Annotated in this window: 24 protein-coding genes; 13 read left to right on the top strand and 11 right to left on the bottom strand. The window is 56.4% G+C overall.

All coding sequences use genetic code 11. From position 1 onward, the window contains the following. Positions 1-188: 188 nt before the first annotated feature. Complete coding sequence (polA, locus tag IQ273_RS01505; protein ID WP_194021386.1) at positions 189-3,110, bottom strand: DNA polymerase I; 2,922 nt, start codon at positions 3,108-3,110, stop codon at positions 189-191. Between the two features lie 167 nt (positions 3,111-3,277). On the opposite strand from polA, the gene IQ273_RS01500 reads away from it, so the two are divergent. Together IQ273_RS01500 and IQ273_RS01495 are read left to right on the top strand one after the other, a co-directional pair. Then, a complete protein-coding gene (locus tag IQ273_RS01500; protein ID WP_194021387.1) occupies positions 3,278-3,466 on the top strand; it encodes a hypothetical protein in 189 nt (62 codons plus the stop codon). Positions 3,467-3,623: 157 nt separating this feature from the next. Then, on the top strand, positions 3,624-3,872 hold the full coding sequence (locus tag IQ273_RS01495; protein WP_194021361.1) for a hypothetical protein: 249 nt from the start codon (positions 3,624-3,626) through the stop codon (positions 3,870-3,872). On the opposite strand, the gene IQ273_RS01490 is transcribed toward IQ273_RS01495, so the two are convergent. From IQ273_RS01490 to IQ273_RS01480, 3 genes are all read right to left on the bottom strand, one after another. Then, entirely contained in the window at positions 3,806-4,717 is a 912-nt protein-coding gene (locus IQ273_RS01490; protein WP_194021359.1) for a hypothetical protein, read from the bottom strand. The two genes, IQ273_RS01495 and IQ273_RS01490, sit on opposite strands and share 67 nt — an antisense overlap. A 294-nt stretch (positions 4,718-5,011) precedes the next feature. Further along, positions 5,012-5,635 carry a hypothetical protein gene (locus tag IQ273_RS01485; protein WP_194021358.1) on the bottom strand — a complete coding sequence of 208 codons (624 nt, stop codon included), beginning with the start codon at positions 5,633-5,635 and terminating at the stop codon, positions 5,012-5,014. 117 nt (positions 5,636-5,752) lie between these two features. After that, positions 5,753-6,067, bottom strand: coding sequence for a YkvA family protein (locus IQ273_RS01480; RefSeq protein ID WP_194021357.1), 315 nt, complete (start codon positions 6,065-6,067; stop codon positions 5,753-5,755). Positions 6,068-6,256: 189 nt separating this feature from the next. Between IQ273_RS01480 and upp the strand changes: the two genes are divergently transcribed. From upp to lysS, 4 genes are all read left to right on the top strand, one after another. Beyond that, complete coding sequence (upp, locus tag IQ273_RS01475) at positions 6,257-6,910, top strand: uracil phosphoribosyltransferase (RefSeq protein ID WP_194021356.1); 654 nt, start codon at positions 6,257-6,259, stop codon at positions 6,908-6,910. Between the two features lie 180 nt (positions 6,911-7,090). Next, the gene (locus IQ273_RS01470; RefSeq protein WP_194021355.1) at positions 7,091-7,417 is read left to right on the top strand and encodes a hypothetical protein; all 327 of its coding nucleotides are present in this window, start codon (positions 7,091-7,093) and stop codon (positions 7,415-7,417) included. A gap of 120 nt (positions 7,418-7,537) precedes the next feature. Beyond that, positions 7,538-7,822, top strand: coding sequence for a YggT family protein (locus IQ273_RS01465; protein WP_035985781.1), 285 nt, complete (start codon positions 7,538-7,540; stop codon positions 7,820-7,822). A 181-nt stretch (positions 7,823-8,003) separates the two neighbouring features. Continuing rightward, positions 8,004-9,545: a lysine--tRNA ligase gene (lysS, locus tag IQ273_RS01460; protein WP_194021354.1), complete on the top strand. Its 1,542-nt coding sequence runs from the start codon at positions 8,004-8,006 to the stop codon at positions 9,543-9,545. 290 nt (positions 9,546-9,835) lie between these two features. Here the strand turns inward: lysS and IQ273_RS01455 are convergent, their stop codons facing one another. Next, positions 9,836-10,507 (bottom strand): helix-turn-helix domain-containing protein, encoded by a 672-nt coding sequence (locus tag IQ273_RS01455; RefSeq protein WP_194021353.1) that lies wholly within the window; start codon positions 10,505-10,507, stop codon positions 9,836-9,838. A 19-nt stretch (positions 10,508-10,526) separates the two neighbouring features. Beyond that, positions 10,527-12,029, bottom strand: coding sequence for a hypothetical protein (locus tag IQ273_RS01450; RefSeq protein WP_194021351.1), 1,503 nt, complete (start codon positions 12,027-12,029; stop codon positions 10,527-10,529). Between the two features lie 203 nt (positions 12,030-12,232). Between IQ273_RS01450 and IQ273_RS01445 the strand changes: the two genes are divergently transcribed. Together IQ273_RS01445 and IQ273_RS01440 are read left to right on the top strand one after the other, a co-directional pair. Continuing rightward, positions 12,233-12,571: an NfeD family protein gene (locus IQ273_RS01445; RefSeq protein ID WP_194021349.1), complete on the top strand. Its 339-nt coding sequence runs from the start codon at positions 12,233-12,235 to the stop codon at positions 12,569-12,571. A 190-nt stretch (positions 12,572-12,761) separates the two neighbouring features. Further along, complete coding sequence (locus IQ273_RS01440) at positions 12,762-12,968, top strand: hypothetical protein (protein WP_106868794.1); 207 nt, start codon at positions 12,762-12,764, stop codon at positions 12,966-12,968. Here IQ273_RS01440 and IQ273_RS01435 read toward each other — a convergent pair. After that, the gene (locus tag IQ273_RS01435; protein WP_194021347.1) at positions 12,961-13,479 is read right to left on the bottom strand and encodes a phycobiliprotein lyase; all 519 of its coding nucleotides are present in this window, start codon (positions 13,477-13,479) and stop codon (positions 12,961-12,963) included. The two genes, IQ273_RS01440 and IQ273_RS01435, sit on opposite strands and share 8 nt — an antisense overlap. A 297-nt stretch (positions 13,480-13,776) precedes the next feature. On the opposite strand from IQ273_RS01435, the gene hemE reads away from it, so the two are divergent. The 5 genes from hemE (at position 13,777) to IQ273_RS01410 (ending at position 19,447) form a co-directional block, all read left to right on the top strand. Continuing rightward, positions 13,777-14,838: a uroporphyrinogen decarboxylase gene (hemE, locus tag IQ273_RS01430; RefSeq protein ID WP_194021345.1), complete on the top strand. Its 1,062-nt coding sequence runs from the start codon at positions 13,777-13,779 to the stop codon at positions 14,836-14,838. Positions 14,839-14,948: 110 nt separating this feature from the next. Continuing rightward, the gene (locus tag IQ273_RS01425; protein ID WP_194021343.1) at positions 14,949-15,746 is read left to right on the top strand and encodes a PD-(D/E)XK nuclease family protein; all 798 of its coding nucleotides are present in this window, start codon (positions 14,949-14,951) and stop codon (positions 15,744-15,746) included. 223 nt (positions 15,747-15,969) lie between these two features. After that, positions 15,970-18,000, top strand: coding sequence for an elongation factor G (locus IQ273_RS01420; protein WP_194021341.1), 2,031 nt, complete (start codon positions 15,970-15,972; stop codon positions 17,998-18,000). 70 nt (positions 18,001-18,070) lie between these two features. Continuing rightward, on the top strand, positions 18,071-18,238 hold the full coding sequence (locus IQ273_RS01415) for a hypothetical protein (protein WP_194021339.1): 168 nt from the start codon (positions 18,071-18,073) through the stop codon (positions 18,236-18,238). A 57-nt stretch (positions 18,239-18,295) separates the two neighbouring features. Further along, the gene (locus IQ273_RS01410; RefSeq protein WP_194021337.1) at positions 18,296-19,447 is read left to right on the top strand and encodes a WD40 repeat domain-containing protein; all 1,152 of its coding nucleotides are present in this window, start codon (positions 18,296-18,298) and stop codon (positions 19,445-19,447) included. A gap of 50 nt (positions 19,448-19,497) precedes the next feature. Here IQ273_RS01410 and IQ273_RS01405 read toward each other — a convergent pair whose 3' ends face one another. The 4 genes from IQ273_RS01405 to IQ273_RS01390 all read right to left on the bottom strand — a co-directional run bounded on the left by IQ273_RS01405 (position 19,498) and on the right by IQ273_RS01390 (position 21,378). Beyond that, entirely contained in the window at positions 19,498-19,968 is a 471-nt protein-coding gene (locus IQ273_RS01405) for a GFA family protein (RefSeq protein ID WP_194021335.1), read from the bottom strand. A gap of 121 nt (positions 19,969-20,089) precedes the next feature. Continuing rightward, positions 20,090-20,497, bottom strand: coding sequence for a PIN domain-containing protein (locus IQ273_RS01400; RefSeq protein WP_194021333.1), 408 nt, complete (start codon positions 20,495-20,497; stop codon positions 20,090-20,092). A 12-nt stretch (positions 20,498-20,509) separates the two neighbouring features. Continuing rightward, positions 20,510-20,788: a hypothetical protein gene (locus tag IQ273_RS01395; RefSeq protein WP_194021331.1), complete on the bottom strand. Its 279-nt coding sequence runs from the start codon at positions 20,786-20,788 to the stop codon at positions 20,510-20,512. A gap of 281 nt (positions 20,789-21,069) precedes the next feature. Further along, entirely contained in the window at positions 21,070-21,378 is a 309-nt protein-coding gene (locus IQ273_RS01390) for a hypothetical protein (protein ID WP_228052210.1), read from the bottom strand. Positions 21,379-21,562 lie beyond the last annotated feature (184 nt).

Raw genomic sequence — 21,562 nt, 5'->3', positions numbered from 1 at the left:
CCCATCGACCCCAACCCCAACGTCTGCCGACTCTATGGTCGCTGCCCCCAAGGCGAGGATCGCTGCCAACAAGCCATGCCGATTCTACAGAATGTTGGGCCAGAGCACTGGGCGGCCTGTCATTTTTCGTTAACGCCCTAAAAGGGTCACTTGGCGCTGTCGAACTCAGGCTTGGTTCAGCCACGCTGTTACTTGGCTTCCATCCAGTTGGGGCCAGCGTGGGCCTCGACTTTGAGGGGCACCTTGAGCGTCACCGCCGATTCCATCACGGCGGTGATCTTGTCTTCTAGCTCGTCCCACTCGGCGGGGGGTACCTCAAATATCAGTTCGTCGTGGACTTGCAGCAGTAAATTAGCCTGATAATCTTTCAGCAATTCGTGCAGGCGAATCATGGCGATTTTGATGATGTCGGCGCTGCTGCCCTGGATGGGGGCATTAGCCGCCGCACGCAGCGATCCGGCATCGTAGCCGCCGGGGCGGAGAGAGTCTAAATCGATAGAGCTGGGGTCAGTGCCGCGCAGCGATCGCAGCTTGCCATCGGTAAAGTTGAAATACCGCCGCCTGCCGCAAATAGTTTGCACGTAGCCCTGGGCGATCGCCTCGCGCTGCATCTGCTGTAGGTACTCGAAAACCTTGGGATAGCGATCGTAGTAGCGATCGATAAAGGTCTTGGCATCGGCACGGCTTACTCCTGCTTCCCTGGCAAAGCGTGAGGCCCCCATGCCGTAGATAATGCCAAAGTTGATTACCTTACCTGCCCGCCGCTCTTCTGAAGTAATCTCGTCTTTCTCAAACAGCAGTTTGGCGGTGAGACCGTGAACGTCGTCATTGTTGTTGTAGGCGTCTACGAGCACCGACTCGCCGCTGAGGTGGGCAAGAATACGCAGCTCGATCTGCGAGTAGTCGGCTGCTACCAGTCGCCACCCTTTTTCTGGAATAAACGCCGCTCGAATTTGACGGCTAAAGGCGGTGCGAATGGGAATATTTTGCAGGTTCGGGTTTGACGACGACAGCCGCCCCGTCGCCGTTACCGCTTGGTTAAAGTCGGTGTGTACCCGGTGGGTATCGGGGCGAATCAGGGTGGGCAGGGCATCAACGTAGGTCGATTTCAGCTTCGAGAGGGTGCGGTGCTCGACCACTAGATCCACCACGGCATGGTCGCCCTGGAGCTTTTCGAGGGTCGATGCATCGGTAGAATAGCCGCCCGATTTGTTTTTGCGCGACTTGCGCTTGTCGAGGCCTAGCTTCTCAAAAAACAGCACGCTCAGCTGTTTGGGAGAGCCCAGATTAAACGTTTCTCCGGCATGTTCATAAGCGGCTTGCTCAATGCGGGCCAGGTCGGTTTCGAGTTGTTTTGAGAACGTGGCTAGATAGTCGGGGTCAACTCGAATGCCGGTGCTTTCCATCTCGGCCAGCACCGGCTCTAGGGGAATTTCGACTTCAGTGAACAGGGTGTTGAGATCGGGCACCTGATCTAACTCAGCCTGTAGCTTGGGCACCAGTAGATAGGTGGTGTGAACGTCGGCCCCGCAGTAGTTAGCGACGTCGGCGATCGCCATATCGGCAATCGTCTTGCCCTTGGGCACTAGATCCTCATAGCTCTGGGCTACCAGGTTAAGGTAGCGCAGGCTCAAATCTGTCAGATTATGGCTGGTTTCAGGATTCAGCACGTAGCTAGCCAGCATAGTGTCAAACACCACCCCCGCCAGTTGAATGCCCTGGTGGCGCAGCACCAGGCGATCGTACTTAGCATTTTGCAGCGCCTTAGGGAACTCGTCGCTTTCGAGAATTGGACGCAGGTTGTCCAGCACCATGTCTATAGGAAGATTCTGACCTTCGGCATGACCGACCGGGATGTAAGCCATCTGATCGCGCCCGGTGCCCCAGCAGCAGCCAATGCCCACCAGAGTGGCATCTCTAGGCTCTAGGGACGTAGTTTCGGTATCCCAGGCGACGGGGGTGGCGGGGTTCTTTTGGGCTGAAAGAATGTCGAGCAGTTCGTAGAGTTGGGCTTCGGTGGTAATGATTTGGGGGGCGATCGCCACTTCGTCTACGCCCTGGGCATTATCGGTTTCCTCCGCCGTAAAGAAAGCCACATCGGCCCCACCCGTATCTTGAAAGCGGGGTTTAGTGGATGGTTGATCGTTTCCAGTATTGTTAGTGGTCAGGGCTTGAGCGGCCTTGGCAGCGGTCTCACCTGCCGCCGCGCCGCCAAAGGCAATTTGCAGCTTGCCCAACCGGTTCACAAAGTTTTGAAACTCCAGCTTTTTAAGGGCTGGAATGACTACATCGGGGTCAAACCCATCTAGCTTGCAGGTGGCCAGATTAATCGGTATATCCACATCGGTAACGATCTTGGCCATGTAGCGCGAGTGGTAGGCCGACTCTTTGCCTTCGACCAGCTTTTTCTGGGTTGCGCCCTTAATGTTGTCGAGGTCGGCGTAGATGGCATCTAAATCGCCGTACTCTGCCAGCAGCTTGGCTGCCGTTTTGGCTCCAATGCCTTTCACTCCGGGGATATTGTCTGACGAGTCGCCGCACAGCGCTTTATAGTCCACCACCTGGTGCGGAAAAATATCGAGCTTGGCCTTGACCTCCTCAATTTTGAATTCCTGAGCCAGGCCATTCTTAGCCCCTTTAGCAAAGGCGTTGCCCAGGTGCAGCACCGTAATGCACTCGTCGGGGTCGATCAGCTGAAATAAATCCTGGTCGCCGCTGAGAATTTTGACGCAAAACCCCTCGGCCAGCGCCTTAGTCGCCAGGGTGCCGATCACGTCGTCGGCCTCAAAGCCAGGAGCCACGTAGATATTCAGCCCAAAGTCGGCCAGCAACTCGTTGAGATTTTTGACATCCTCTGTAAACCCCTCCGGTGCCTCGGGGCGACCATCTTTGTAGGTGGCATCGGCCTCGTGGCGAAAGGTGGGCTGGGCTAGGTCAAAGGCCACGGCGGCGTACTGGGGCTTTTCGACCTCCATCATGTCGAGCAAAGACTTTAAAAAGCCGTAGCACACGCTGGTGGGAATGCCGGTCGATGTCCGTAAACCGCCGTCGGCATTTTTGGCAAAAGCGTAGTACGAGCGAAAGGCCAGGGAATGGCCATCTACCAGCATGAGGGTGGGCCGGTCGGCCTGAGAGGGGGTTGCTGCCACAGCGGTTTCTTGGGGTCGAGGATTGAGCTTCTATTGTAAGGGGCGAAGCTGACGTCCAAGGCAAGCGCAAAGAAGCCGTCATACCCTGTGCCACAATGAACAATCCATAGGGTAGTCTAAGAAAATAAATGACACTACCTGCACCCATGGCCAATCTCGAACCTACCGTTACCCCCACCATTGAACGCTCCAAGGCGGGCTTTAACGACTATGCCGAACGGCTAAACGGGCGCGCCGCCATGATTGGGTTTGTGGCGCTGGTGCTGCTTGAGCTGGCGACTGGGCAGGCGATCGTGACCTGGCTGGGGCTGCGGTAGAAAGGGTCTAGGTCTCAGGTTTAAGGCACAGGGTCTGGCGCTTTGCCTTGAACCCGCACCCCAAACCTCGCACCTTAACCCCTGACCATTTCCCCTCTGCGTCCTTGTATTTATTGGGAGACTGACCATCAAAGCGCTGTTTCGAAAACAACCATTGTTGGCCACAGCGCTCACCGTTGGCGCTGTCGATGGCCTTATGGGATCAGCGGAGGAAAAAGTCTCCCTGGCCTTGTTTGGATTGATTTTGGCGGGCGGAGCTGTAACCCTCAGCTGGGGACAAATTCAGCGCCACGCTACGGCCAGCAAAATGCCGGTTATGCTGCACCCGCCGGGGCAGATTTATACGCCCACGTCTATGGGCTTAAACGATCTACAGGCCAGCACAGGCGACGAGTCTACCCCCTGAAGCGGGCACTTGGCCTGACCGCAGGAGCGGCAGTTGGCGTTGAGCAAATGCTCTAGACTGCGCTGCCGATAGAGACTGACGTTTTGGCGAATGTAGCCCTCTACCTCTAGTTCTGATAGGTCGTCGGCGATCAAGATGGCCTGAGGCGTGGCTAAGGCTTGGCGGCTGAGATTGATGTGAGCCAGATTGTCGCAAAAACTAACCTGGGCTGAATGCACGATCACCGGCAGTTTTTGGGGCTGGCTGTGAAACCCCTCGGGGCGCTGCTGGGCATAGTGGTCTTTAAATTGCAGCGTGACCGTGCCGTCGGTATAGCAGCGACTGCGAATGGAGCGCTGAAACGGCACCGTGAGAAAGCCTTCGGCGGTGAGGCTGTACCACCACGACTTGTGCCATCCCTGGTTAGGCAAATTGAGAATGTGCTGAATATCGCTGTCGGTAAAGCCCGATCGTGCTAGCAGTGCCTCGGCTTCAGTCAGGGGCACATTGTGTGCCAGGGTAGACAGATCTGAATGGCAGGGGGTAATGGCTTCGTACTGCCGATGGTTACTTAAGTTGGGGGGCGGTGGTGCCTCGGGATAGGACCCGGCCAGCACACAGTTGATGTGCTCGAAGGTAAGGACGGCATCCATACGGCCCTGGGTGGGCAGGGGTACGCCGACTTCGACAGTGACAGAGCCAATTTCGTGGGGGCGGGCGATCGCAGGCAGGCTGTCAGTTAATAGCGATCGCAGAAAAGCATCATCGGCTACGGCCAAGGCCAGCTGGTGGTCGGCAGCGGCTGGTCGGCCGACCTGCTGGCGTTGAGGTGACGGAGACGACGAGGCGAGAGGAGAGCTAACCATAGGTAAACACTCGCCAAAGTGTAAGGATATTGCGATGGCCTTTAAGGCCGGTCTTTGACTATTGATAGTGGGTTAGGCCAGAGCTAGCTGCCCAACCTTAGTTTCATTGTTCTACCAAGCGGCTTAGCGGATCGTTAACCCGTTGCCAGGAAACGTTGCACAGGTTCGCAGACCGCAATGTTAATGATGCAGGTTTGTTACTGTTCTCAGGATTTTGGCTGACGCCACAAAAAAAGCGCTGCGATCGCAGCGCTTTTTGGTTATCTAAGGGTTCATCACACAACTAACGTCAACCTACGCGCTGGTTGAATCATCCTGACGAGATTCGGCCTCGTCCAGCACCTCAATTACCTCAATCTGGACGGGGGTGGGAGCGGCGGGCTCAGCGGTTTGGCTAACTTTGCTATAGGCCATAGCGATCAAAGAGCGCACCCCGCGCACTAGAGTGCGAAACGGACTGTAGCGATCGCCGTACTCGGTAGCCATATCGGTGTCAAAGCGATCGATGTGGGTTTGCAGGCTGGCGAGCAGCTGCTGAGCCCAGTCTACTTTGCGATCGTTGGCTAGGTAGCGCAGGTCGGCAAAGATTTGAGTCCAGGTAGGGGTCTTGGCTTCAGATGTCTCAGTGGAGGCCGCCTCGGCTTGGGCTGCTTCAGCCTGAACGGCCTCAGCAACAGCATCGGCGACGGCTTCAGCGGTGGCCGCGTCGGTAGCCTCGTTGGCTTTCAGTTGCTCAATCATTTCGGCCAGGGTTTTGCGCCCCTGAGTTTCGATTTCGCCAGAGCCTTCTCTAAGCTCGGCCAAGGTTTCGATCGCAGCGGCTTTAACAATGTCGCGGATCCGTTCTAGGCGCTGACCACCTTCTTTCTGGGCTTTTTCCCACTCGGTCTTAACGCGGTCTTGCACAGTATTAGTCATGAGGGCTTCTCCTACTTTTTTGTTGCTTAGAAAATGGGGGGGTAAGGCTGTTTAGGTTGTCTTGATGGCGAGCTTTTTTGGCTCAAGAGAAATATCCATGAGCATGGCTCGGCAACGTTACATTACGGCGACAGAATCGACATCAATGATGGTTTCGTTTGTATCTACAGCCTCTGTCGTGGCAATAGTCTCATCGACCTGGCGCAGATTGCGCTTGCGATCGAGCAAAATTTGGGTGATTTCGGTAATGGCGATCGTGGCGACTAAGCCATCGTCAATCCAGCCTAAAACAGGGAATACATCAGGAGAAATATCAATGGGGCTGACCAGGTAAACCAGGGTGCCAAATAACACCACCCAACGATATTTCGAGTTCCGCAGTAGCTGGCGGTACCAGTTCATAAAAGGCTTACCAAAAAATCGTTTTGCCATTGCTATCTCCTTCGCTGATATGCCTATCTTGACAGAACTAAAGCCTGGGGGCAGGTGTGGCTTACCTCTGTAAAAGCGGGGTTTTTACACCGAATCGACCGTATAGGGAGAGCCGTAGGGCTACGATTAATCGCGGCCCTACGGCTCTCCGGGGTATGATGTGGCAGATTTTTCGCGGGCAACTGGACTATGTCATCCTTTCAACTGCGTATTTATGTTCCGCCGCATCCTTTGGTAAAGCACTGGCTGGGGGTCGCCCGCGATGCCGAAACGCCGGGGCCGCTGTTTCGCTCGGCGATGGAAGAACTGGGTCGCTGGCTCACCTACGAGGCCATTCGCGACTGGCTACCAACTATGGATATGACAGTGAATACGCCCCTCGGCCCGGCTCCGGCCACCTTTATAAACCCCGAGGTGCCAACGATGATTGTGCCGATTTTGCGAGCCGGACTGGCGCTGATGCCGGGCATTCAGGCGTTGCTGCCGCTGGCTTCGGTGTACCACGTGGGCTTTGTGCGCAATGAAGAAACCCTGGAGGCGAGCTGCTACCTCAATAAGCTGCCCGACCAGATAGACCCAGCGACGCGAGTCATCATTAGCGAACCCATGTTAGCGACCGGCGGCACCATTATGGCCATGATGGATGAGCTAACCCGGCGAGGTATAGACCCCGCTGTGGTAAGGATTATTTCGATCGTAGCCGCGCCACCAGCCCTGCAAAAACTAGCAGTTGCCTACCCCACGGTGACGATCTACACGGCCATGATCGATGAAACGGTTAACGAACACGGGTTTATTGTGCCGGGTCTGGGCGATGCGGGCGATCGCACCTTTGGTACGTAGCCCTTGCAACGATGTCGATGAGTAGGTGCTGTATGCCGCCTACTCGCTCACCACTAGCCCTACTTTTGCCGAAGATCCGTCAGAATAGAAGAGGTAGAGCGCGGTCTGCAGTCATGTCTGGACTCTGACACAATAGAGTATTCTAGGCATCGGTTCTTTGGCATAGGTGGATAGCAATCTATGAGTCAGCAAGACAATTTTGTCGGCGGGTTTTTGCTCGGTACCGTTGTGGGCGGAGCGCTGGGGGGCATTGTTGGTGCTCTGGCGGCCTCACGCATGCAGTCGGGGGGGACTAAGGCCAAACCCTCGCTGCCCAGTGACAACAGCAACCTGGCCTTTGGCGAGTTTGAGGATACCGACGAAGACAGCATTGAGGCCGCTCGCCTGGGTCTAGAGGCCAAAATCGCCCAGCTCAATGAGGCGATCGACGATGTGCGCCAGCAACTCGGTGGCATCAACGGCCACTCTGAGCGCCCCTGGGAAAACCCCTCTCGCGTCGACTCTTAAACAAACTCTTAAGCAAATCTACCGAGTTAGCGACGCTCTGGGCGAAGCAAACCGTTACACTAACTGACAGACCTAGACGTTCCGTGTATTGTTGGTAACGATTACTGCCGAGGTTCTCAGATGGACATATTGGTACAAACCCTCACGACTTTTCTATCGATTTATACGATCTTGCTGATCGTTCGCATTCTATTGAGCTGGTTTCCCAATGTGGACTGGTTTAGCCCTCCCTTCTCGGTGCTCAGCCAGCTGACAGATCCTTACCTAAACCTGTTTCGTTCGATCATTCCTCCCCTAGGCGGTATTGACCTGTCCCCAATTCTGGCCTTTCTGCTGCTGTCGTTTGTGCGGCAGGGCTTGGTTGCGATCGCAGCCGCCACCGCCTCGTCCTACGCCTACTTCTAGCCACCTATCCTCAGAATTCTCTCAGCCTGGCTGCTCAAGTCCCTGTCGTTAGAACGGGTTTAGCAGTCGGGCTGATTGCTGTTTAGAGAACGGCTGACAAGATGCGATCGCGCGGCAGTGTAAAGGCCACGGTTCCCTATAATGGGGGTTTGTGACTGTATGCCATTCATTTGCCCTAGCTATGTCGTCTGACTCTAACCGCCCTGGCCAAAGCGCCTCCAGCCTTGAAGACATTCGTGCGGCGCGGCTGCAAAAGGTCGAAGATCTCAAGCAGCTGGGCCAAAATCCGTTTGCCTATCGCTGGGATGTCACAGCCAACACCGCCGAGCTACAGGCCAAGTATGCCGATCTGGAAGCGGGTGAAGAGGTTGATACCGAGGTTTCTCTGGCCGGCAGAATCTTGGCCCGGCGCGTGTTTGGCAAACTAGCCTTCTTTAGCCTGCAAGACGAAACCGGCATCGTTCAGCTTTACCTTGAAAAGGCCACCATTCAGGAGCACATGGGGGCCACGGACGAGAAGGCCTTTGAGCACCTGAAGCAGCTCACCGATGTGGGCGATATTCTCGGCGTGCGCGGTACCATCAAGCGCACCGAGAAGGGCGAACTCTCGGTCAAGGTGCAGGAATATGCCATGTTGACCAAGGCCTTGCTGCCCCTGCCCGACAAGTGGCACGGCCTGACCGATGTAGCTAAGCGCTATCGCCAGCGCTATGTCGATTTAATCGTTAACCCCACCGTGCGCGACACCTTTCGCAAGCGGGCGCTGATTACCACGGGCATTCGCCGCTACCTAGAAGATAGGGGTTTTTTAGAAATTGAGACTCCGGTGCTGCAAAGCGAGGCTGGAGGGGCCGAGGCGCGCCCCTTCGTCACCTACCACAACACCCTGGAGATGGACCTGTACCTGCGCATTGCCACCGAGCTACACCTGAAGCGGCTGGTGGTGGGCGGCTTTGAGAAGGTGTTTGAAATTGGCCGCATTTTTCGCAACGAAGGGGTGTCAACGCGTCACAACCCGGAGTTTACCAGCGTCGAGTTTTACCAGGCCTACGCCGACTACCACGACCTGATGGCCCTCACCGAAGACCTGGTGGCGACCCTGGCCAAAGACATTTTGGGCACGCTCAAAATTACCTACCAGGGGGTCGATATTGACCTCACCCCGCCCTGGCAGCGGGTCTCAATGCACGACCTGGTGCAGGAGCACACCGGACTAGATTTTCGTCAATTTGCCACCCTAGACGAGGCCAAGGCTGCCGTCAAAGATCTAAGCCTGCCCGGCATCGGCAACTGCGACTCGGTGGGCAAGCTGCTGAACGAGGTGTTTGAGGAAAAGATTGAGGCAACGCTGATTCAGCCCACCTTCCTGATTGATCACCCGGTAGAGATTTCGCCGCTCTCGAAGCCCCACCGCAGCAAGCCTGGGGTAGTAGAACGTTTTGAGCTATTCGTAGCGGGCCGCGAGACTGCCAACGGGTTCTCTGAGTTAACCGACCCCATCGACCAGCGCCAGCGGTTTGAATTGCAGGCGGCTCGTAAGGCGGCGGGCGACCTGGAGGCCACCGGGGTAGACGAAGACTTTCTAATTGCCCTAGAGCACGGCATGCCGCCCACCTGTGGCGAGGGTATTGGTATCGATCGCCTGGTCATGCTGCTCACCGATAGCCCCAGCATTCGTGATGTGATTGCCTTTCCCCTGCTCAAGCCAGAGCGCGACGAGTAGAGGGGAGTTGGGGACAATCCAACATTGCTTTGCCCCAACGAAAAGCTCCCGGCCCGAGGGCCAGGAGCTTTTCAAATATAAGTAGTTCAGCTAGAAAGTGGGTTTCTGTATAGGAAGGTGGACTGGGCTTGCCCGGTTAGTGACTCACCCACGCATAAGATTCCCATGAGAAGGCCCAAATTCCGAAAGGAATTGAAAGCAAATCTAAAACTTTATGGGATTTTTACAGTAGGGATGAAAAATGCCCTGGGCTGGCACCAATTGGGGCAGCCTGTCGTCGGGGCCGCTGTTTAGGGCTGGATTGGGCTAACTTTGGCGCGATACAGCAGGCGATCGCCCTGCCGATACCCCGCATGACTAACCCGCACCAGCTGCCCCGGCGATGGGTTGCCTGCCCTGGGCTGGTGGTGCTGGGGGTCAAAGGGCACCTCAGCACCTACTGAGTCTATTTGGGTTAGCCCCCAGTGCTGTACCAGGGCTTCTACGGGCCGCACCAGCGGAATCAGCTTTTGAGCAGTTAAATCGGGTTTTTGCTGGGCGGCGTGGACGGCGGTGGGCCACTGCACGAGCCAGGGCTCTAGCTGCGCGATCGCCTGCTGCTGTACCTGCTGGCGCACTGTCTCGGCTTGGGCAGCAAGCTGGTTTTGGAGGCGATCGCACTCCTGCCGTAGAGCGTTAACTTGGCTGATAACCTCAACTCCATCGCTGGCTGGCTTTAAGGGTGGTACAGATGAGCTAAATTTAGCTACTAGCGTCTCCAAAGGCACCCCCAAAGCCTCGCTCAGTCGCTGTAGCGTGGATACCCGCAGCCGACCTACCTGCCCCTGGCGCAGGGCATCAATGGACGATCGGGGGACGCCGCTGGTCTGACTCAGCGATCGGTAGCTAGTCAGGCCGACTTGGGCCATCAGCGATCGCAGTACCGGGCTGTAGTCTATCGAGTCAAGATCCGTTGTTGCCATCGCTTCGACCGACCCTCTCCTAAAATTTCAGATCTAGGTCTTCGGGAGGGCGGGTTTGCAGATCTGAGAGCGATCCGTCAGAGGAGGCCTCCCCCTCGCGCATGCTTTCACCCAGTGGATCGCGGGCTGGGGCTGGGGCCGCAGGCTGAGGGGCTGGAGCGCCCTCACTACCGCTAGGGGCACCGCCGCCACCCTGGTTGATAATCACGGGCTGGTTGGGCCGGGGGTTAAAGGTTTCAAAGGTAACGGCCCGCACCAGGGGAGGGTTTTGACCATCGGTGACGCGCAGGGTGACGGTGGTGGTGCCCGCCGGGCTCAAGGGCATCGACAGGGCACCCTGTAGGCCCACGGTACCGGGGGATGGCAGCAGTTCGACTTTAGCGGTCGATCCGCCTTCGACCCGCCAGGCCACCTGAAACCCAGGGATCTGCTGGCCTGGCTCAACCGGTACCAGGTATTTAGGCTGGGCCTCGCGTCCGTTGATGGTAAACGAGGCAATGCGCACCGGGCGCGGCTCGATGGTGACCACCTCGCTCTGCTTGGCCGCGATTAGCTCGCGATCGCCCAGGTTGATCGGCACCGGGGTGAGTTCAAACTGGTACTCGCCCACCTCGAGCATGCCAGTGGGGACACCCTGGCAGATCAGCCGGTCTTGCAGCTGGCAGAAGGGTTGTAGCGCGTCGGGCAGCGCCACCTGGGCAGGGTTTTCGGGGTCGCGCAGGGTAAAGCGGCGGCCCCCCAGGGTAGCGCCATCGGGGCGTTTGACCACCAGCAGCAAGTCTTGTAGGGTTTCGGGGTTAGTAACAATCCAGCTGACGCTAATGCCCGCCTCGGTAACGGCGGGGGCCATATTGGCGGTGCTGGCTGAAATCTGAGTACCCGCTTCGGAGTAAATCACCTGGTCAGGGGCAAGTTCGACCACGGTAGGCTGGGGCAGGTCGGCCACCGTAACCAGGCTGCTCTCAGCCACCACTGGGGCCAGGTTGAGCGCTATATCGGGCAGTAGAGTGAGTTCAAAGCGGTACTGACCGGGCTCGCGCAGGTCCAGGGGCACCTCGCGGCAGGTCAGCAGGCGTCTCGTTTGGTCGCAGTAGGGCAGCAGGTTAACGGGTAGCCCCTGGGAGAGGTCGTAGGTCTCAGGACCGTACACCAGGGTGCCATCGGGAGCATAACCGCGCAACAGCATGGTTTCGACCTGGCGGGGCTGGCTTACCTGCCAGCTTAGCTGGGGCGTTTCGGCGTTGGCGGTTGCGTATTGGCTTTGGGATGGCGACAGGTCGAGCACGTGGGGAGCAGGCGGCGTGCGCCCAAAAACCCACCACAATAGACCGCCCAACCCGCCCAGGGCACCGACACCAGCGGCGATCGCCAGCCGCCGCTGCCATCGAGGGCGCGGCAGCGGTGGGGGCGCGGGCGCTAGGGTAATGGCTGCCGCCGTTGCCGCATCCTCCACCGATTCATCGGTCTGGAGATTTGCCTGAAGTTCTGGCTCCTGCCACTGTTCAATCTGAGACCCTGCCATAGCCAATCACTATCCTCACATTCCACGACAGTGTCACAGCCGTCGCAATTGGTTCATCATAAATGGTGATGATTGCTGGTGGTATCTTACTGCTCGACCGGCAAACGTTGGGGAGACCTCAGGGCACGAGCCATAGATTATCCCCGCTTTCTTGTCCATACTTTCCTTAGCCCATACTTTTTTAGCACTGAGGTGCGATCGCCATGACCAGCTTCTCCCCATCCCAACCAGAGCCTGATGACTTTCCCCTCGAGCCAGGCCCGGTCGAACATGTACCCTGGGGGCAAGACGACGATCAGGTGCAAGTCTTTGAGGGCACCTGGTCAGACTACACCGCCGAGGTGGCCGACGTGCTGCGGCCCGGCTCTCGCTATCAGGTTAAGTACGAGGCCACCTACTGGACCGCCATTCCAGTTGAGCCAGGAGTTGACTTTCAGCCTGGTGACCTGGTGGCCGTGCTGGGCCGCAAAGGCAACGAGTTGATGATTAGACCCCTCCCTAGTCCGCAGCTCAGTCATCCAGATCACCTGCCAACGCCGTGACACACCCAAGCGGGTATAGCCGGGGTCACTGAGGCCAATCGGCAGCATCACACCGAATGGTAGACCGCCATCATCCCCTTAAATCGGGCGATCAGAAAACTAAAACCAGCACCACAAGTCCCCCGCTTACAATCGGGGGACTTTCTTTAGTTTCTGAGCAATAATTGCAGTAGATAAGGGAGAGCACTCCATGGCCGCCAGTACAGACCGCCTCGATCGCATTGAAGCTTTGGTAGAGCGCAACAGCGAAGCTATCCAAAAGCTGACCGAGGAAACCAAGGAACTCAACATTCGCTTTGCGGCCTATCAGCAGGCCTCGCAGTGGGTGGTAAACCTCGCCTTTGGTCTGCTGGCGACGGCTACCATTACGACGATTGTGACTGCGGTCGTCAGGTAGCGGGTTTGCTGACCCCCATCCGAATTTCGGAGCAAAACGACGCTATTTGTTCGGTATCACCAACTTTGACTACGCTGGTGCGCATGCGCAGGTTGGGGTTTACAAACCATAGACGTTCTTCTACCTGTCCGGTCTCGGTAGGGGTGGTAATGGAGAGGACCTCATCTTCGACCCGGTAACGTCCCTGGAGAACGGACGTCCCAGCGGCCTGCACTAATACCCCCTCCCCTGCTTCTGTGGGGGTAAAAACGACCATGAGGGCAGTGCTTTGCATTTTTTGGGACTGACCGTCGATCTGGCTGTCCTGGTGAACGCGCAGACCGCAGGCAATTTGGTCAGGGCTATGTCTCAAGGGCGCACAGGCCGCCGCCAGGTCGCTATCGGTGGCGGGCAAAAACTCAAGGACCAGATTAGACTGACCCGATTGAGAACTCTGCCCAGCCAGATTGTGGGTGGTGCGTTGAGAGAACCACTTGCCAGCCAGGGATTCAAAAAAGTTCACAATGTCCATGGGAATAATCTGTGTTTTGCCAACGAGTCACAGTCTTTAATTCTACGGCGAAGCGCACCTTTTCTAGACTGGGGATCGGGAGCGATTGGCTCTAAAACAACGCCCTCTAGGGGCTGGCTAATTGTGTACAAATGTTGCGATGCAAAAAGTGCCGCACCCCTTTTCCCGTAAGAATTAGAGAGCATCACAGAGTGATAAGCTAACGGTTACGCTTTCGTTATTTATAGGGTTGCTTTTGTAGCTCTCGCTTCGTAACTTTTGTAAAAACGCTGTTTTTGTAAATTGGTGACGCCTTCCATGACCGCAGTGAACCAGGTCCCTTTGTTGCTCCGCGCCGCCCGCCACGAGGTGCTAGAGCGTCCCCCCGTGTGGATGATGCGCCAGGCCGGGCGCTACATGAAGGTGTACCGCGACCTGCGCGATAAGTATCCGTCTTTTCGCGATCGCTCCGAAAATGCCGACCTGGCGATCGAGATCTCGCTGCAGCCCTGGCGCGCCTTTCGCCCCGACGGGGTGATTATGTTCTCCGATATTTTGACGCCGCTGCCGGGCATGGGCATTCCCTTCGACATCGTCGAGAGTAAAGGGCCGATCATCGACCCGCCCATCCGCACCCAGGCGCAAATCGACGCGGTGCACGAACTCGACCCCGAAACAGCGCTGCCCTACATCCGCACCATTCTGAACACCCTGCGCAGCGAAGTGGGCAACGATGCGGCTGTGCTGGGCTTTGTGGGCTCGCCCTGGACTCTGGCGGCCTACGCCGTGGAGGGCAAGACCTCGAAGAGCTACACCAACATCAAGGGCATGGCCTTTAGCGAACCGGCGATGCTGCACACGCTGCTGGGCAAGCTGGCCGACAACATCGCCGCCTATGTGCGCTACCAGATCGACTGCGGTGCTCAGGTGGTGCAGCTGTTTGACTCGTGGGCCGGGCAGCTCAGCCCCATGGACTACCGCACCTTTGCGCTGCCCTACCAGCAGCGGGTGGTGCAGCAGGTGAAGCAGACCCACCCCAATACGCCGCTCATTCTCTACATCAGCGGCAGCGCCGGTGTGTTTGACCTAATGGGCGAGTCGGGCGTCGATATCATCAGCGTGGACTGGACGGTGGATATGGCGGAGGCTCGCCGTCGCCTCGGCCCCAGCATTGGCGTACAGGGCAACATCGACCCCGCTATCCTGTTTGGCTCTCAGTCGCTGATTCGCGATCGCATCCTCGACACCATTCACAAGGCGGGCAATCAGGGCCACATTCTCAACCTGGGCCACGGTATTTTACCCGGCACGCCCGAAGAAAATGCCGCCTACTTCTTTGAGACGGCCAAGAACGTCGATAAGCTGCTGGCAGCGGTTTAGAGCAGCGCCCTGAGAGACTGGTTGAGGACGGGTACAGGGTTTAAGGTTTAAGGTGCAGGGTCGGAAACAAAGCCTTAAACCCTAAACCTTTTACCTTGCACCCATTCCCCATGCTTACCCTCACCCAGAGCCACTTGCGTCAGCTAGAAATTTGTCCCCGGCGCTATCAGTACGGCTACCTGGAGCAGGTGCCGGTGCCCACCGACCCGGAGATGCTGGAACGGCAGCGGTGGGGCACTCAGTTTCACCTGGTGATGCAGCAGCGCGAGTTGGGCCTGCCTGTAGAGGGCTTTCTCAAAGCAGATGCGGCGTTGGATGCAGCGGTGCAGGGGTTGCTGACCGCTGCACCAGAGCTGTTTGTGCCCCAGGCCGATCGCTTTCGCCAGAGCGAGCACCGCCGCACCCTGGCCTTTAACGGCTACGCCTTGACCGCCATTTACGACCTGCTGGTGCTGGAGCCGAACCAGGGACAAATTATTGATTGGAAGACTTACCAGCGGCCCCCCCAACAGGCGCAGCTGGCCAAAGAGTGGCAGACTCGGCTTTATCTTTATTTATTGGTTGAAACCACCGATTTGGCTCCTGAGCAGGTCTCAATGACCTACTGGTTTGTCTCCCCTCCCGGTGCAGAAGCCCGAGCAGAAGCCCAAACTGGGCCGCCCAGCAGTATTGCGATCGCCTACACCAAGGCCCAGCATCGTCGTACTGAGGCCGATTTACGGCGGCTGACCGACCAGCTTACGTCCCTGCTTACCCCCGGCGGCAATTTGCCTCAGGTAGATCCAGTTTTGGGTTACTGCGCCCAGTGCCCCTATGCGGTGCGCTGCCAGCGGTGGGCTGAGCGATTTGGGACAGGTGGAGGGATGGTTTTGCCTGCGATCGCTGATATTGCCGAAGTGCCCCTCTAGAAAAACTCAGACGTTACGCCCCTCGTTACACATCGACAAAACCCACGATAGTCTTCACCACAAAACTTCAACAGGTGAATTTTCTAGAACCTGGTTAAGCAAGGGTTTAGTGCCGGGTTAATCTGAGGTTAGACACAGCTGAGTCGCTTCACATCAAGCTCGTCCAGCCTGCATTTCGTAGGCCTTTCTCTACATGCCATCGCTACATGGCAAGGAGTTTATGATGACCCAAAACGTCCTTTCAGGTCGGCGCAATGTGGCGCTGGTGGGTGCTTACTCTAGCGGTAAGACGACCTTATTAGAAAGCATTCTCTCGGTCACTGGAGCCATAACCCGCAAGGGCAGCGTCGATGAGGGCAATACCCTCGGCGATAGCTGCCCGGAGGCCCGCGCTCGCAACATGACCGTCGAACTAAATGCCGCCAGTACTGAGTACGGCGGCATTTGTTTTACATTCGTAGACTGCCCAGGCTCGGTCGAGCTACAGCAAGAAACCAACCACGCCCTGATGGGAGTCGATGCCGCGATCGTGGTCTGCGAAGCCGACCCCAACAAGGTGCTCACCCTCTCACCCCTGCTGCAATTTCTCGACACCTGGGACATTCCGCACCTGATCTGGATTAACAAGCTCGATCGCGCCAATGGCACCTTTGCCGATGTGCTGGCTGCCCTGCGCCAGGTTTCCGCTCGCCCGGTGATTCCTCAGCAGTACCCGATTCGCCAAAACCAGGACCTGGTGGGCTTTATAGACCTGGTCACTGAGCAGGCTTTTCACTATCACCCCGGTGCCCCCGCTGACCCTGTGCCACTGCCATCCTCGCTTCAGGCAGAGGAACAGGCCGCCCGCGCCGAAATGCTCGAAACCCTGGCCGACTACGACGACCACCTGCTCGAAGAACTGCTGGAGGACATTACCCCCCCGGAAGACGAAATTGTCCGCGATTTGAAAATGGAGCTGGGGGCCGACCTGATTGTGCCCGTGTTTATTGGCGTGGCTCTGGCCGACTACGGCGTGCGTCCCTTGCTCGATGCCCTGGTCAAAGAAGCGCCCGAACCCAGCATTACCTGCGATCGCAGAGGCATTGCCTGCGACGACGACACCCTGGCCCAGGTGCTCAAAACCTACTACACCCCCCAGGGCGGCAAGCTATCGCTAGTGCGGATCTGGTGCGGTGAGCTGAAAGATGGCGACAGCCTGAATGGCGATCGCATGGGCGGACTCTACGACCTGATGGGTATGCAGCAAAACAGCCTCAGCTGGGCCGAGGCCGGTCGCATTGTCGCCGTGGCTCGCCTGGAGGGTGCCCAGACCGGAGATACCCTCACTCCCCAAGGCAACCCCGATACCCTTCTACCCAAGGCCCCGGTGATTGACCCGGTCTACGCCCTGGCCATTACCCCCGCCAAGCGCAGCGACGAGGTCAAGCTCAGCGCCGCCCTCACCAAACTGCTCGAAGAAGACCCCTCGCTCTTTTGGGAGCAGCACGGCGACACCCACGAGGTTATTCTCTGGGGCCAGGGCGATGTGCACCTGAAGCTGGCAATCGATCGCCTCAGCCGCAAGTACAACCTGCCTATGGCCACCCACCTGCCCCAGGTGCCCTACAAAGAGACCATTCGCCAGGCCAAAGACTCGGTGCACGGGCGCTACAAGCACCAGAGCGGCGGTCACGGCCAGTTTGGCGACGTGTATCTCTCCATTCAGCCGCTGCCGCGCGGCGATGGCTTTGCCTTTAGCGACACGATTGTCGGCGGCGTGGTGCCCAAGCAGTACATTCCCAGCGTTGAAACCGGCGTGCGCGAACACCTCGACCACGGGCCGCTGGGTTTTCCGGTGGTGGATGTGGCGGTGACGCTCACCAATGGCTCGTACCACAACGTCGATAGCTCAGACAATGCCTTTAAGCAGGCGGCCCGCATCGCTATGCAGGAGGGGCTGGCAGCCTGCACCCCCACCCTGCTCGAACCCATTGCCCTGGTCGAAATTTCGGTGCCCAGCCTCTACACCTCCAACGTGTTAAAGCTGATTACGGGTCGCCGGGGGCAGATTTTGGGCTACGAGGCCAAGGCCGACTGGCCCGGCTGGGATGTGGTGACGGGGCATCTGCCCCAGGCCGAAATGCAAACCATGATTTTGGAACTCCGGTCGCTGACCATGGGCGTGGGCTTCTTTAAGTGGACCTACGATCACCTCGACCCAGTACCTGAGAAGCTGACCGAGCGCATATTGGCAAGTGTGGGGTGCGATCGCTAACCCTAATCTCTAGCCCTAACAAGACCACTCTCCTAAGCCCCAGCGCGTTCAAAAGCTCTGGGGCTTAAACTTGCCCACCGCTGATTTAGCCGACGTTTTTCCAATAAATTTTGGTAAAGACCGCCACTTTTTAAGTCTGCTGACCATTCCATGCGCATCTCTCATCACCGCTCCATCACCATGGCCTGATAAATTGTTGAACAACAAGCCGCTGGCAACGGGGAATGCGATCGCTTAGCTGTACAAATTGCCGCTAGTTATTTTTGTTGAGAAAATATTGTTGAGAAAATAAAAGATGACAAACTTAAAAACTATTTTCAAATTTTGGATATTGGGCACGCTGTCTGTATTTGGCGTGCTGATTGGCGGTTTTTTGCTGTGGGCCGTGGCGAAAGCGCTGATTGAGCCGCGCCTGGCCGCCCAGACCACCTGCGCTGTTGAGTCCGGCTGTCTGTTCACTGTGGTGAATGGCAGCCGTAGCGTTCGGGTCGTTGGCTTTTCGCCCGATGGTGCCCACCTAATCACCAAAGGCGGCGATACCCTAGTTCACGAGACGGCCAGCGGAAAACGCATCTTTAGACTCAAGCCCAGCTTTGAGAGTTTTTCGGCCAAATTTATGGGCAACAGGCCTGAAATCGCTGCTGTTGGTCGAGAAGCCATCGAGTTTTTTGACTACAACGGCGATTTGCTGCGCACCTGGCAGGCCGACCCCGAGGTGCGCACTGCCGAGTTTGCCGCCCTGCCCTTGGTAAATGGCTTTGCGCTAGCCCAAGACATTGGCATCGCCTTTTATCGTCTGGCTGACGGGCAGCAGTTCACCGAGATGCCCGACTCCCAGGGCATGGGGCAGCTGACCACCTCCGCCGAGGGTGACATTCTCGCCGCCTACAGGGCTGAAACCGAAACCATTCATATCTGGCCCCTGGCCAGTATTGCTGACGCCGTTGCCATTGCCGATGTTGGTAAGGTTAGTGGCATCATTCATACCAACCTTCAGCTCAGTGCCGACGGTGCGCTTGTAGCGGCCCACAATGACGCCGCCGCGTTTGTGTGGCAGACGGCAGATGGCGCGCTGGTGCAGGCGGTAGAAAATCCCGATTTCACCATCACGGCGATCTCGCTATCTGCTGACGGCACGCGCCTGGCGGTGGGCTATACCGATGGCTTTGCCGAAGTGTGGTCGCTGCCAGACGGTGAGCTGCTGCAACTGTTTGAACATGGACAGCAGTTGAGCGGTATTGCGCTTTCGCCAGATGGCACCCGGCTGGCGGTAGGGCTACGGAGTGACGCTACCGTAACGCGCATCACCGCCCAAGAACGCTGGCATGCCCAGAGAAGAGCCGCCAGAGGCAATACCGTCAATACGAGCGATCGCTTTCTCACTCCCAACACCACCTACATCGATACCAAGCCTGGCTTTGGCATTGTCTGGGAGGTCGATTTGTAACCCAGTGCCAACCAATGGGGGGCTCGCTATATGAGTTGTTACCTTGATGCTTACGATTCATGGCTGCGATGGCGTTGTTTTGCAAACTCAGAGAGCAACGCCGGGAAATCTTCTGGCTGTGGAAATTTTTCAAAGCTGTGGACGGCAGGGGTTGTTGCCCACGGCAGCTTTTCGTCGGTGTAGGTCTCGATAAATGGGCTGTAAGTTTGGGCGTCATCCATCATCGTCGATCGCACGTTGACGAAGTCATCCATACCCTCGGGGCGCGTGAATAGCCAACTCATGCAGTGGGCACAAAAATAATGACGCGTTGCGCCGTGCAGTCCACCGATCGCAGGTTCACCCTGCGTTACTTTGAACCCGCTGCTGGGATAAAGCGTGCTCAAACTAAAGGCGCTTGCGGTCATTTGCTGGCACCCGGTGCAGTGGCACGCCATCGTCATGAGGGGTTCTGAGCTGACTTCAAACTGAACCTGCCCACATCTACACTGGCCCATTTTGTAAGGTTTACTGTCTGTCATTACTAGCTCCCTGGCGCTTAGCTCGCCAACAATATTTTTTGTCCTAACGGCTAAATTGTGCGGCGGCAGATAATTTTGAACACCCATCGATAACCTCTGTAACGCCCGCACCAACGCGGTGTTAGCTAGCTGGCGGCAATAGTCTAATAAATCCCTCCTGTTCAAAATGGCGATCTGTCGTCAGGCCATTGGTTATTCCTCGCTGGCGCATAAGGACAAAGCTAACTGCATCGCACAAAGAATACCCCTTGTCCTGCCGAGCAAGTAAAAGCTGCATAGCCTCTCGGTGCAGTTGCTCATCAACCCAAACCGTTTCAATGTCTGGGTTATCAACCAAGTCAACTACAAACTCTAAAACCTTAGTTCGAGGAAGGCGACGAACCAGGGCGAGGGCCACCAACTCAGCCAGAACATGGCTGTGAGTCAAAAGCCCACTGGTTAAATCATCAACGAGTTGTACAGCTTTCTCATGCTGCGGCTCATCACGATGCAAGTAGCACAGCAAGCCAGATGTATCTAAAAGCACCAAGAAACCCCGCCGTTAATACTCGTCGGCATAAGCTTTTGCAAGGTCTGCATCAATTGCTTCGTTGTCTGTACCCGTCGCGTACCCTAGACTGATTGCCCCTGCATGACTCTTAAACTTCTGCCGTGCCTGCTCTTGCTGCTCTAGAGTCAGCATCACTCTGTTAGCTGCCGCGCCCTGTCTGCTGAGAACAGTAACTATCCACTCTGTTATGGAAATGCCTACTGCATTAGCCTTACGCTGGAGGTCAGCATAGATTTCATCACTAATTTCTAGAGTCAACTGCTGGCTCATAAGTAGATTCCAGGCAACTTGAGCGACATAGAGTCATTATAACCCTCTGCTAAAGATGCCCGAATCGTTACCTTCGCTGGGCACATCTTTAGCCCTACGGGTTGCACTTAGCACTGTTAGCGAGTCAGGTCAGGATCAACCGTGCTCAGGTAACTGTGGAAAACCTGCTGAGCAGTTTTATGATCACCCTCTGAATTCATGTCGCACAGCCACCAAATAGGACTACTTTGATAACATCTTGGCTGATCGGTAGCAATCAATCGACCAAGATGCTCGCAATTCTAGCCAGGTAGGGTATATTCCCAATCTGCGAAAACACTAAGAGCGTGCTTTAGACGCTTAATGGTTTGATCTGGTGAAAAGGCAATGTGGTCAATACCAAGAACAAAATTTGCTTCATTCCGCTCAAAAGGGCATAATCCTTGACCCGTATCAAAAATATGAGTATCGGACAAGCCAATCCCATAATGCCAAAACGGATCAGGTAGATTTTGCCAATTAAGTAATTGCCCGTATCGGTTGCTTGAAGGATCAACTAGAAAATTAATAGCTTCTATAGTCTTTTCGGTCTGACCAGAGGATAAAGGCATAAATTGGACGAAACTATAGCTCAGAAATTAAGCTGTTTTGATATAAACTTAGCATCAGATGCGAGGAACCTCTATTCACTAACCTGACCAAGGGTTAAGCTAGCTAACGATCGTAGTCAGCCGTTGCAAGAACTCTGCAACTTCACTAGTAGATAACAACAATCCGCTGCACCACGCTTGTTAG

Source organism: Nodosilinea sp. LEGE 07298, from assembly GCF_015207265.1.
Classification (GTDB): Bacteria; Cyanobacteriota; Cyanobacteriia; order Phormidesmidales; family Phormidesmidaceae; genus Nodosilinea.
The sequence above is the reverse complement of the archived record's forward strand: the minus strand, read 5'-3'. Positions and strand labels throughout refer to the sequence as shown.

Coding starts and splice junctions, on each gene's coding strand:
- polA (WP_194021386.1), bottom strand. CDS start 3,110: ATGCTGGTAGATGGCCATTCCCTGGCCTTTCGCTCGTACTACGCTTTT.
- IQ273_RS01500 (WP_194021387.1), top strand. CDS start 3,278: ATGACACTACCTGCACCCATGGCCAATCTCGAACCTACCGTTACCCCC.
- IQ273_RS01490 (WP_194021359.1), bottom strand. CDS start 4,717: ATGGTTAGCTCTCCTCTCGCCTCGTCGTCTCCGTCACCTCAACGCCAG.
- IQ273_RS01485 (WP_194021358.1), bottom strand. CDS start 5,635: ATGACTAATACTGTGCAAGACCGCGTTAAGACCGAGTGGGAAAAAGCC.
- IQ273_RS01480 (WP_194021357.1), bottom strand. CDS start 6,067: ATGGCAAAACGATTTTTTGGTAAGCCTTTTATGAACTGGTACCGCCAG.
- upp (WP_194021356.1), top strand. CDS start 6,257: ATGTCATCCTTTCAACTGCGTATTTATGTTCCGCCGCATCCTTTGGTA.
- IQ273_RS01470 (WP_194021355.1), top strand. CDS start 7,091: ATGAGTCAGCAAGACAATTTTGTCGGCGGGTTTTTGCTCGGTACCGTT.
- IQ273_RS01465 (WP_035985781.1), top strand. CDS start 7,538: ATGGACATATTGGTACAAACCCTCACGACTTTTCTATCGATTTATACG.
- lysS (WP_194021354.1), top strand. CDS start 8,004: ATGTCGTCTGACTCTAACCGCCCTGGCCAAAGCGCCTCCAGCCTTGAA.
- IQ273_RS01455 (WP_194021353.1), bottom strand. CDS start 10,507: ATGGCAACAACGGATCTTGACTCGATAGACTACAGCCCGGTACTGCGA.
- IQ273_RS01450 (WP_194021351.1), bottom strand. CDS start 12,029: ATGGCAGGGTCTCAGATTGAACAGTGGCAGGAGCCAGAACTTCAGGCA.
- IQ273_RS01445 (WP_194021349.1), top strand. CDS start 12,233: ATGACCAGCTTCTCCCCATCCCAACCAGAGCCTGATGACTTTCCCCTC.
- IQ273_RS01440 (WP_106868794.1), top strand. CDS start 12,762: ATGGCCGCCAGTACAGACCGCCTCGATCGCATTGAAGCTTTGGTAGAG.
- IQ273_RS01435 (WP_194021347.1), bottom strand. CDS start 13,479: ATGGACATTGTGAACTTTTTTGAATCCCTGGCTGGCAAGTGGTTCTCT.
- hemE (WP_194021345.1), top strand. CDS start 13,777: ATGACCGCAGTGAACCAGGTCCCTTTGTTGCTCCGCGCCGCCCGCCAC.
- IQ273_RS01425 (WP_194021343.1), top strand. CDS start 14,949: ATGCTTACCCTCACCCAGAGCCACTTGCGTCAGCTAGAAATTTGTCCC.
- IQ273_RS01420 (WP_194021341.1), top strand. CDS start 15,970: ATGACCCAAAACGTCCTTTCAGGTCGGCGCAATGTGGCGCTGGTGGGT.
- IQ273_RS01410 (WP_194021337.1), top strand. CDS start 18,296: ATGACAAACTTAAAAACTATTTTCAAATTTTGGATATTGGGCACGCTG.
- IQ273_RS01405 (WP_194021335.1), bottom strand. CDS start 19,968: ATGACAGACAGTAAACCTTACAAAATGGGCCAGTGTAGATGTGGGCAG.
- IQ273_RS01395 (WP_194021331.1), bottom strand. CDS start 20,788: ATGAGCCAGCAGTTGACTCTAGAAATTAGTGATGAAATCTATGCTGAC.
- IQ273_RS01390 (WP_228052210.1), bottom strand. CDS start 21,378: ATGCCTTTATCCTCTGGTCAGACCGAAAAGACTATAGAAGCTATTAAT.